We start from the raw sequence: 423 nt of genomic DNA on the forward strand, positions 1-423 counted from the left end.
GATGAACTTATTGATTTCACGTTTGAATGGAAAGGGCTGAAAAAATTATGCGTGGCAGTCTCCTTTCGGTCAATAATAACAGAACAAAAGAAAGAGCCCGAAATGACGGTCAGATATTATATCAGTTCTGCTGATTTAACCGCAGAGAAGTTCGCCACAGCAATCCGAAACCACTGGCACGTGGAGAATAAGCTGCACTGGCGTCTGGACGTGGTAATGAATGAAGACGACTGCAGAATAAGAAGAGGAAATGCAGCGGAATTATTTTCAGGGATACGGCACATTGCTATTAATATTTTGACGAATGATAAGGTATTCAAGGCAGGGTTAAGACGTAAGATGCGAAAAGCAGCCATGGACAGGAACTATCTGGCGTCAGTCCTTGCGGGGAGCGGGCTTTCGTAATCTTGCCCTGGGTAGGAG

1 protein-coding gene is annotated in these 423 nt (G+C 44.9%); it reads left to right on the top strand.

The window, feature by feature from the left end; all coding sequences use genetic code 11:
- Positions 1–405: ISAs1 family transposase (locus AC1VNY_RS42770; protein WP_482409717.1), on the top strand; the 405-nt coding region annotated here is incomplete at its 5' end.
- Positions 406–423 lie beyond the last annotated feature (18 nt).

This window comes from Bradyrhizobium ferriligni (assembly GCF_056837965.1).